Annotated in this window: 10 protein-coding genes; 5 read left to right on the plus strand and 5 right to left on the minus strand. The window is 42.0% G+C overall.

Annotated elements, in window-relative coordinates; all coding sequences use genetic code 11:
* The coding region (ligA, locus tag VF500_RS30975; protein ID WP_330863355.1) for an NAD-dependent DNA ligase LigA at nt 1-1,340 on the minus strand (1,340 nt) is incomplete at its 3' end.
* 635 nt (nt 1,341-1,975) lie between these two features.
* On the opposite strand from ligA, the gene VF500_RS30980 reads away from it, so the two are divergent.
* Entirely contained in the window at nt 1,976-2,572 is a 597-nt protein-coding gene (locus tag VF500_RS30980) for a TNT domain-containing protein (RefSeq protein WP_330863356.1), read from the plus strand.
* A gap of 20 nt (nt 2,573-2,592) precedes the next feature.
* Nucleotides 2,593-2,928 carry a hypothetical protein gene (locus VF500_RS30985; protein WP_330863357.1) on the plus strand — a complete coding sequence of 112 codons (336 nt, stop codon included), beginning with the start codon at nt 2,593-2,595 and terminating at the stop codon, nt 2,926-2,928.
* A gap of 73 nt (nt 2,929-3,001) precedes the next feature.
* On the opposite strand, the gene VF500_RS30990 is transcribed toward VF500_RS30985, so the two are convergent.
* The gene (locus VF500_RS30990) at nt 3,002-3,919 is read right to left on the minus strand and encodes a DUF6263 family protein (protein ID WP_330863358.1); all 918 of its coding nucleotides are present in this window, start codon (nt 3,917-3,919) and stop codon (nt 3,002-3,004) included.
* 152 nt (nt 3,920-4,071) lie between these two features.
* Between VF500_RS30990 and VF500_RS30995 the strand changes: the two genes are divergently transcribed.
* Nucleotides 4,072-4,314, plus strand: coding sequence for a hypothetical protein (locus tag VF500_RS30995; protein ID WP_330863359.1), 243 nt, complete (start codon nt 4,072-4,074; stop codon nt 4,312-4,314).
* A gap of 83 nt (nt 4,315-4,397) precedes the next feature.
* On the opposite strand, the gene VF500_RS31000 is transcribed toward VF500_RS30995, so the two are convergent.
* Together VF500_RS31000 and VF500_RS31005 are read right to left on the minus strand one after the other, a co-directional pair.
* Nucleotides 4,398-5,237: a DUF885 domain-containing protein gene (locus VF500_RS31000; RefSeq protein ID WP_330863360.1), complete on the minus strand. Its 840-nt coding sequence runs from the start codon at nt 5,235-5,237 to the stop codon at nt 4,398-4,400.
* Entirely contained in the window at nt 5,237-6,178 is a 942-nt protein-coding gene (locus tag VF500_RS31005; RefSeq protein WP_330863361.1) for a DUF885 family protein, read from the minus strand. Before VF500_RS31005 ends, VF500_RS31000 begins: the two co-directional genes overlap by 1 nt.
* Nucleotides 6,179-6,278: 100 nt before the next feature.
* Here VF500_RS31005 and VF500_RS31010 point away from each other — a divergent pair, with 100 nt between their 5' ends.
* Nucleotides 6,279-6,749 carry a DinB family protein gene (locus tag VF500_RS31010; protein ID WP_330863362.1) on the plus strand — a complete coding sequence of 157 codons (471 nt, stop codon included), beginning with the start codon at nt 6,279-6,281 and terminating at the stop codon, nt 6,747-6,749.
* A gap of 117 nt (nt 6,750-6,866) precedes the next feature.
* Here the strand turns inward: VF500_RS31010 and VF500_RS31015 are convergent, their stop codons facing one another.
* The gene (locus VF500_RS31015; RefSeq protein WP_330863363.1) at nt 6,867-8,183 is read right to left on the minus strand and encodes an alpha/beta fold hydrolase; all 1,317 of its coding nucleotides are present in this window, start codon (nt 8,181-8,183) and stop codon (nt 6,867-6,869) included.
* Between the two features lie 287 nt (nt 8,184-8,470).
* Here VF500_RS31015 and VF500_RS31020 point away from each other — a divergent pair.
* On the plus strand, nt 8,471-10,708 hold a 2,238-nt coding region (locus VF500_RS31020; protein ID WP_330863364.1), incomplete at its 3' end, for an outer membrane beta-barrel protein.

The following is a 10,708-nucleotide window of genomic DNA, read 5'->3' on the forward strand; positions in this document are numbered from 1 at the left end:
ATAGCCTTACGACCGATGAAATGCTGCATCTTCCCAACAATTTGCGGCGGGCAACCTTCATCATTGGGGCAGTAAAATGCGGCCTCACCTTCCTTACGCTCAAGCAGCGTATCGCAGGCAGGGCAGTTGGTGCGGTAAACAACAGGCACGGCATCAGCCTTACGTTTTTCGGGGTTTACGCTAATGATCTTCGGGATGATCTCACCGCCTTTTTCAACAAAAACGGTATCGCCCTCATGCAAATCCAGGCGGATGATCTCATTGGCATTATGCAGCGTTGCGCGCTTTACTGTAGTCCCGGCAAGCAGTACAGGCTTTAAATTAGCAACCGGCGTAACAGCACCGGTACGGCCAACCTGGTAAGTCACCTCAAGCAGTTCGGTCTCCACCCTTTCGGCTTTAAATTTATAGGAGATGGCCCAGCGCGGCGATTTGGCAGTAAAGCCCAGCTCCTGCTGCTGCGAGTAGTTATTTACCTTAATAACAATGCCATCAATATCATAGCTCAGGTTAAAGCGTTCCTTATCCCATTTATTAATAAACTGCAGCACGCAATTAATATCCGGGCAAAGCTCGCTATGCTCGTTGGTATGAAAGCCCCAGGTTTTAACGGCCTGCAAACTTTCCCAATGGGTTTTAAATACTGTTTTTTCGGTGTATAAAAAGTACAGGAAACAATCAAGCGGGCGTTTAGCCACTTCGGCCGAATCCTGCATTTTTACCGTGCCTGAAGCAAAGTTACGTGGATTGGCATAAGGCACTTCACCACTTTCAATCCTTTCGTTATTCAGCCTGTCGAAAGCTTTACGGTGCATGAACACCTCGCCGCGGATATCAAAGTAGGCAGGATAACCCTCGCCATGCAGGCGTTTGGGTATAGTATGGATAGTTTTAATGTTTGTAGTTACTTCATCACCCTGTACACCGTCTCCGCGGGTAACGCCGCGTATCAGTTTGCCATCTTCATAGGTAAGGCTCATGCTCAAACCATCAAACTTAAGCTCGCATACGTACTCAAAATTATCGCCAATAGCCTTACGTACCCTCTGGTCGAAATCAATCAGTTCCTGCTCATTATAAGTATTACCCAAGGATAGCATAGGCCAGCGGTGCTTAACGGTCACAAACTCCTTGGTGATATCTCCGCCTACCCTTTGCGTTGGCGAATCGGGGTCGGCAAATTCCGGGTATTCTTTTTCGAGTTTGTTAAGCAACTCCAGTTTTTTATCAAAATCAAAATCAGAAATGGTTGGCATGGCCAGCACATAGTAATTGTAATTGTGCTGTTTAAGTTCGGCTGTTAATGCCTCTATTTGTTTTTTTGCTTCAGCTGATGACATAGGTACGAAGGTAATAATTTCCTTTATTGGTTTGTTTTGGTTGGATTAATATAGGATGGCAGGGATTTTTTATAATGACTTTTTTAGCTCAGCCGTTGTTGGTGTTGATACTGTAGGTGTTCGGAAGATTTTTAATTCCCTCCTTGGGGAGGGGGGCGGCGGAGTTGTGTAGTGGCAGGGAGGGGTTTATGCGTCATTAAAGCAGATAAGTCTGCCGGCGAAACCCCTCCCTACGCCCTCCCAAGGGAGGGAATCGCACAATCCCCTGCTTTTTTAAATCTTCCGAACACCTATGTTGTTGATACAACAGCAAGACGGATTTAGGGGTTAACACCACTTTTAACATAATGCAATGACTATCAAATATATAAACAAAAATAGTGCTAATTTCTGTTAACCCTGTTAACCCCCACTGCCGGCCTAAATTAACACCCATAGTGGAAACATCAACCACAGGCTGAAAAAATCAGCGATGTCCTCTTCTGTCCTCAACTACCTTTACCCGAAAACGGACGGACAGGCCAACCTCATCTGTTTGATATTCCATATTATAATATTGAATAAAATAAATAACATAAAATGCTTTAATATCCGCCTTACTCCTATTAGCTTTATCACACAAAAACTCACATCGAATGAAAACACTAAAACTGCTGATCCTTTCCGTATGGCTGATGCCTTTCCTGGCAACAGCGCAAACCAAACCACACCATGCTGCAAAAGCGCACCACCTGCCGGTACGTGGAGTTACCTATGAAGATTTTAAAAGCTCCGTAGCCGATTTTGCCGACAGCACAAAAAAGCCTCTTGCCGACTCGGCCTGGCTGTTCTTTAAAACAGAGAAATGGGATGCTCTCGAGAAATTCTTCACCAGAAACAACCTTAACGGTGGCTGGCCGCCAAACCGCGGAGCCGTAAACCTGGTTATCATTACGCTTCCAAAAGGTGTGCTGATTGACCGCTACGGAGGTTATAGCGATTCTACCGGTACCTTCCAGGATAAAGGCACATTTGTATCGCCAAAAGGTGTACCTTTCCCAAAACGCGCCCTGCCTGATAATACGTTGACCAAACCTTACAAAATTTATAAAGTTTTGAAAGCAATAGCCAAAGTAAGGCAAGGGAAGATCATCCCCTGGTTTGGCAAGCCTGGTTTAGGCATCCAATATGAAGTGCCGGCTACTGTTAACGACCTCAAAGCGGGCGGTTACATAGAAGAAGTAAAACAATAAAAAAGCGATATTATTAAAATATGATCACAAAATATGAAATAACAAAGTCATTGTTGTTTGATGGAGACGAAGCGGAGGCTGTGCATAAATCTTTTAACCTGCCTGCCGGTGATATAAAGTTCAGTGATTTTGCCAATAACAATTTTGAAGATCTGCGTAAGGTAACTACCCCGGATGACTTTGAAACCATTGTAAAAACCGGCGGCTTTAATGCCGACTTTCCTAATTTATACAAAGGCAGCGAAAGGCTCCGTTTATACTACACAAAAAAAGGAAATACCATTGCTGTTTTTGCTTATGGCGAGTTTCAGCCAACACGGTATAAACTTTATCTTGAAGGCCTGTGGGCACTGTGATGCCGGGCATTTACCCAACAAAAAATCCCTGCTGAAACCGGCAGGGATTTTTTTATTATAGTCGTTTTAATAATTAGTGATCAACGCTTGATGTTTCGCTGGTAACACTCATCGGGAAGGTTAAACCGCCCGGTACTTTTGGATTATCTTTTATTTCAACAGTACCTTCAATGCTTTGCTTTAATTTTGAACTTGAGATCCAGCCCGTAGCTTTGTCAACAATAACATCTGCAACCATAGTACCTTTCATATTATATTTCATAGGCATATTACTGATGGTTTTATAATCGGCAGTATTATCTGTTTCCAATGTGGCATTACCATGGATCACATAACTTTGCTGAGTTATATCGACCAGTTGATAAACGGATACTATCTTAGCGCTCATAGCACCCTCCATGTTATTTTTAATGGTCCACTTATCGTTTTTTGCCACGGCCGTTTCAGGCAGTACCGACATAGCCATTTCCAGGTTGCTTTTAAGAGCCCCTGAACCAAACGACTGGCTCAACTGCGTTTTTAGCTGTTCTTTTTGTGCAGCAGGAACCTCCTTAAAACCATCTATCATAGATGTGATCATGGTTTCGGCATTGGCTATTGATTTGATCCTGCCGCTTTTAGTTATCGTTGCACTAAACGGCTTATTAGTTAAAGCCGACATGATCCTCGCCATAATATTTGTAGTGTCTTTACTATCCGAATCAAATGCTACATTACCGTTAGGCAGCTGCATTTTCATACCGACTTTGGTATAATTAACCTCCATATAATAAAGAGAATCGGCATTTAACACCTTGAACGACATTTTGCCATCGATGGTCATATCAATATTATTAACCTGGCCATTTATGGTTTGCTTCACAATAGAGTGAGCCGAGGTTGACAGGTAATAGGTATTGCCTTTAATTAATTTCAGAGCCGGTTTTACCTTTTGAGCATGGGCCGCAACTGATATTATTGCCAGTACACCGGCAAACAAAATTTTCTTCATGATCTGTGATATGTAAACGCTAAATATATTATAATATCCCTCGAAAAAAACTGAAAATTCCTAACAATTAATTGAAAACAATTTCGTTAACTTTATGCAACGCTCTACTCTTTATTTTTTTGACACACCTAATAGCGGAAAGAGAGGTTTTTATGTTACAGCAAATAGCATTTATACCACAGCACCAATTTCACGTGCTGATTAATTTTTCGGGAGAAGATGAACGCATAGTGGCCGTTTTACCCAACGATGCAGGAAATTTCCGCGTGGTTGACCAGGGTAAGGTGATTGCCGAACTGAACCTTGATAAAGGTTCCTGTACCTGTTATAAAGGCAGGCTGAAGAAAAACATCATGACCCAGCTTGAGCACCAGATAAAAAATCATTACGCGTAAGCTGTTAATAAAAAGATTTTGATAGTTCATGGGAAATAAACTCATGGTTCATAGTCCATGAGTTTATCCCTGTGGACTATCAATTAATTTCCGCTGGTTTTGGCCAGCATGGCTTCTCTTATAAACTTAACCGGGGCGCTGCCGTAGCTTAAAAACTTCTCGTTAAACTCTTTCAGTTTATATTTATCGCCCATTTTAATTTTATAGGCATCCCTCAAATCAATGATCTCTTTGTAACCTGTATAATAACTGGTTAACTGAACACTGGTTACGCTAACGCGCTTCCATTTACCATCGGCTTCGGCCTGCTGCTGGAAAGCTTCGCGGGTTAACAGCTTAATGGCTTCATCTTTAGTCATGCTGTTACTATGTACGCTGTAATCCAAAATGGTATTGCATACCGAACGCAAGTTCCATTTGTACCACATCAGCATCATTTCGGGCTCGTTGTTGCCAAATCCGTTTTCCAGCATCATTTGCTCGGTGTATACCGCCCAGCCTTCGGCCATGGCGCCGTTACCAAATACAGCTTTGATGATACTTGGCGCTTTATTTGAATATACGCCCTGCACATAATGGCCAGGTACAGCCTCGTGAATACTCAGGATCTGTAAAATATAATTATTGTATTCGCGCAGATAGCTTTCGGCTTTTTCCTTGCTCCAGCCGGCCAGACTGCCTACGTTATAGTACGAATTGCCGTTTTTATCATAAGGGCCCGGGCCACTCATAGATGCGCCCGCCACACCTGCCATATAACCAGGCTCTTTACGGATGATCAGCGGTTTTGACGGATCAAGCGTTAGCAGGTCTTTAGCTTTAACAAAGGCATTAAGCTTAGGTATGATCTGTTCAATTGACGATTGAAAATCTTCCGGCTTAACATGTTTTGTTGAAATAGTATCTATCAGCTGGCTTATCATTAGCAAACTATCGGCAGGAGCAGCTTGTTTACCAAAATATTTTGACCAAACTGTTTGCTGATCTTAGCCATTTCACGGTGGATGAATTTTTTACGTTCAACAGCCGCATTGTAAATTTTTTCGGCAGTATTGGTGGCTACTATTTCGTATTTAAACTTATCCTCATACAGGTCCTTACCCAACCTGAAACTTCTTGGATGATCATTTTTAAGCGCCTTAAGCCAGTCGGCATAAGCTTTAATAGCAACAACGCTTTGGGCAGCCCTGTCGGTCATTAATTTTTGCTCTGCTTTGGGGATATTGGTTTTCTTAAGCGAATCGGCAAAGTCTTTCCCTATTACGTCAATACCACCCAGGTTTTGCTCAATGGCCAGGCTGGTAAGTTCCACCACCGGGTTTTTGATCTGCTTTTGGGCATCTTTATAGTATTGCGGAATAAACGACATACGCTGATAAAAATGGCGTAAGCGTTTAGGCAAAGGCTCATAATGCTCATTCAAAATATAAGCAAACGTACCGATCACATTGTATGATGATGGGTCCCACTCGTATTGCTTTAACTGACGCACCTGCCATTGCAGATATTCAAGCTGGTTTTGCAGGATCTTGTAATCTATCTTATTGGCTTCAGACAGGGTATTTACTTCAAAGCGGCTTAACGAGTCGACCTGGTATTTGGCAAAGGTTACCAGCTTATCACGACTTTGTTCGTTAGGAAGTACCATCAAACTATCGTATTTATGATACCCTGCTGATGTAGCCCAATCGGGGTTCAGCTTCCAGAAGTTATCCAGAAACGTATTCTCATATTTAATAAAAGCCTCGTCATCTTTACCCAATAGCGGGCCGGTACCACTGCCTCCTTCTTTTTTACAGCCGGTAAAGGCAACCATGAATAAAACAACGGCGAGTGCTAATTTTAAGAATATATTTCTGACCACAACTGATGAATTTTACAATGAAGCATAAACTTAAAACATTTAAGCCAAATAAATCAAACCGGCGACGAATTTGTTACTTTAAAAAACATTTGATTTACCTATGAACAATGAACACCAAATTTTAATTGATGAGATCACGCATTTGCTACAGGGCGGCAATGCCCATGCCGATCTGAAAAAAGCCCTTGATGGTTTACCGTCCAAACTTCGCGGTGTTAAAGTTGATAAGCTTCCCTATACCATTTGGCAACTGGTTGAGCACATCCGCATAGCGCAATGGGATATGCTGGAGTTTAGTAAAGACGGTAGCCACAAATCACCCAACTGGCCTGATGATTACTGGCCCAAAGAACTTGCTCCAAAAGATGACCAAGCCTGGAATAATTGCCTTAAACAAATTGATGACGACCTGGAAGCGCTGATTGAGCTGGTAAAAAGCGAGGATATTTATAAAAAGATCCCGCATGGCGATGGACAAACCATCCTTCGTGAAGCATTACAGGCAGCTGATCATAATGCCTACCATGTAGCCGAGATCATTGTGATTAGAAGGTTGTTGGGGGCGTGGTAGGAAATTATCACATGTCATTGCGAGGAGGAACGACGAAGCAATCGCATACCGTACAGGGCGGATATGCTTCCGTGCGATTGCCACGCTATCGCTCGCAATGACATGATTTTTAGTATTCTATTTCGTTGTCTTCAGCACAAACGTGGTTATAGCTGTAACAAACTCCGGTTTAAGCGGTAAATCAGGCTCGTTGTAGGTAGCCTTATTCTTTTCCTTATCCGCAGGGGCTTCTTTCAGCACATGGTTCATGTTGGGGATGATGGTAAGTATCGCGTCTGATTTTGCTTTTTTCAGCTTCTCTGCATCACCAACAGTTACCTGCAAATCGGTTGTTCCCTGTATGATCAATATTGGTGCTTTTACTTTCCTGATCTCGCGCTGAGGGTTATACCTGAACCACGACATAAGGTATTTCTGAATACTTGGTCGGGCAATAAAGTACAGTGCAGGATCGATATTATCAGTTGTTTTACCCCGCTTTAAACTATCCAGCATACGATTAAACCCTTCTGATATAAATGCAGGCTGAGATTTCATTTGCTCAGTCAGGATCTTATCTGCCGAATCACCAGCACCGGCTACTGATATAAAGCCTTTTATCGGTTCATCAAAAGCAGCCATCATGCCAACCAATGAGCCTTCGCTGTGGCCGAGAATGATTACCCGCGAAAAACGTTCGTCGGCAGTGAGCATGTTAAGCAGTGCAGCAGCATCCTCAACATAATCTTCAAACCTGATCTCGTTTTCTTTAATAGAAGTAGTGCTTTGCCCAACCAAACGTTTATCATAACGTAAGGACGCTATGCCTTTTTTGCCCAGCTCGTTAGCAATCATTTTATAAATATTGGCATGAAGCCCCAATTTAGGGCTATTGCCGTCCCTATCGGTAGGACCCGAGCCTGCTATGATCAATACCAGCGGCACTTTACCGTTAGCATCCTTTGGCATAGCTAATGTTCCTGATATTGATCCTAATAAAGTTTTAACTAAAATAGGCGACTCAGTTAAAGATGGATCGGTAGCTATAGTTGTGCTTGCTGCCGGTGCTGCGGCAGTAGCTGTAGTTACAGCGGTGTATGGTGTTAATGAAAGGCCGGTAAATTTATTATCGGTATTCAGTGACAGGTTTAATAAAAAAACTCCTTTTTGAAACGTAGCCTTATAATGAGCTATCGGGGTTTCATAGCTTGCAAGATCGGCCTGTAGCAATGAGCCTAACTGTGTTTTTAGCTGTAAAGTAGTGCTTTTAAAATCGGCCAATGAAAGCGCCTTCATCATTTCGGGGCCAAACATACTGTACACACTATCTGGCTGGTTATTGTTGTATAACTGCTTAAACTTATTTAAAGCCGTGGCATAATTGCCAGATGGCATTTGCGCAAACAATTTCCCTGCAAAACAGGTAATCAATATAAACAGACAAAGTTTTTTCATGTTATAATGGTCAAGATACAATGCGATGACGTATTGAGGCCGAAAATAAAGAAAAAATCAGGTTGTTTTGTTTATTTATGCCATTGCATGCGTTTTTGCAAACAATATTTAAATTGTAATAATATAAAACCTTTTACTCAACATAATTCATACTAATGTTGCAACATTGTTTTATATTATATCGTTAAAATATCAATACAATACATATAGTTTTATATATATTGTATTATATTGCGGTACATTTTATAATCTTTTAAACTATAGCAAATTTCTACATCTACTAATTAATGAGGGTTTTAACAGCAGGCTTATTTTGTGCATTCCTGACAGGAATGTATTGTTTTTCATTTGCCCAAACAAGATCTTCAATAATACAAGGTAAAGTTTTAACCGAAAATAATCAGCCGGCCGATGCAGCCACCGCTGTGTTGCTCAGTGCCGCCGACTCCTCCATATTAAAATCAAACCTGGTAAACAAAAACGGTCTGTTTGAATTTACCGGTCTGCAGCCCGACAGTTATTTAATACTCATCAGCAAAATAGGATACATTAAAGTTTATGCCGGGCCTTACAAAGTTGCGATCTGGCAAAAAATAACAGCCAATGATATTGTCTTAAAACTTTCAGATAACCAGCTGCAGGAAGTTAAAGTAGTGGCCCGCAAACCTTATATAGAGGTAAAACCCGGCAAAATTGTATTAAGCGTACAAAATAGCATCCTGGCCGAGGGTAATTCGGCTTTTGATATCCTGAGACAGTCGCCGGGGGTACGGGTTAACAGCAACGAAACTTTGAGTATCAACGGCAGGCAAGCTGCATTGATAACCATTGATGGTAAACCCACCAACCTTAGCGGCGATGACCTTACCAGCTTGCTTCGCAGCATGCAAAGCAGCACTATCGACCAGGTTGAAATGATCAGCAGCCCGTCGGCCAAGTACGATGCATCGGGTGGAGGAATCATCAATATCATCCTGAAAAAAGGTAAAAACCTGGGCACTAACGGCACCGTTACCGCCATGGCGGGTTATGGTAAATATTATAAAAGTACAGCAGGCATTGTTTTCAACAACCGCACCAGCAAACTCAATATCTTTGGCAATTACACCTATGATAACAACAAAGGTACCCGCACCATTACAACCAACCGAAATATTACCTATAACGATATACTGAGCAATTACGATGTTGATTATAATAATATCCAAAAAACCACTAACCACAACTTTAAAATCGGGGCCGACTATACCATCACCCCAAAGCAAACTATCGGCTTCCAGGTAAGTGGCATCGTCAGGGAAGATGATTTCACCAAACATAATGACCTGTATATCCGCAACCAGAGCAAACTGGATTCGATAATCAGGGCCCGTTCAAATCTCGACAGGGGCAGCAGCTACTTAAACTATAATATCAACTATAACGCGGTACTGGATAAAAGCGGCAGAAATATTTCGGTAGATGGTAACTATTCAACTTATCACCGTCACTCAAATGAGTTTATTACCAATAGCTTTTTCACCCCGGCGGGCGACACTTACCGTAATGACCTTGATTTGGAAAATCTGTCGCCATCAGATATCCACATCTGGACGTCTAAGATCGATTTTGTAAATCCGTTAACCAAAACCTCGCGATTGGAAGCCGGCATCAAGTACAACAATGCCAGCAGCAACAACAACCTTGTTTTTGGCCCCAAAATAAACAACGTATACCAGGCCGATCCAAATTTCAGCAACAGGTTTCTTTATACCGAAGCAGTAAGCGCCGGCTATATCAACTATGTTAATAAAATTGGCAAGTGGGATCTTACAGCGGGCATACGAGCCGAAAACACCCATGCAAGCGGTAAATCATGGGGATTAAATGATAACATCCCCGATGTAAACACCTACAATTATTTCAATCTTTTTCCGCAGGCACAAATAAGTTATGAGGCCAATAAAAAGAACATCATCGGCATCAGCTATAACCGTGGTATTCACCGGCCGCTTTATGAAGATATAAACCCATTTTTGTATTATACTGACCTGTATGATTACCGTGCCGGTAACCCGCAACTAAAGCCCGAATACACCAATACTATACAGATCTCGCATACTTACAATCAGACTTTTTCAACCGAATTATATTACACCGTTACCAATAATGCGTATGATTTCCCGGTGTACTACCAAAACGACTCTACCAAGGTTAATGTAACCTTCCGCAAAAATTTTGGGCAGATCTTTGTATATGGCGCTTCATTTTATGCACCGGTGCAGTTTACGAGGTGGTGGTCAGGTAGTTTTAACCTCGATGCTATTTACGTTCGTTACAAGGCCTATCCGCAAAATGGGGACTTTGACAGGGGCAAGCAGGATATTATTTTTGGCAGCACACAAAACTTCACCATCACCAGTACATTACTTGGCGAAATATCGGGCAGGTATGAAACCCCAACCATTTATGGTATCAATGAATTAAAGGCCAGCTATTCGGTAAATGCAGGTATCAGTAAACAAATATTAGAAAAACGTGCTACT

Origin of the sequence: Mucilaginibacter sp. (assembly GCF_036383575.1) — a bacterium.
Taxonomy (GTDB): domain Bacteria; phylum Bacteroidota; class Bacteroidia; order Sphingobacteriales; family Sphingobacteriaceae; genus Mucilaginibacter.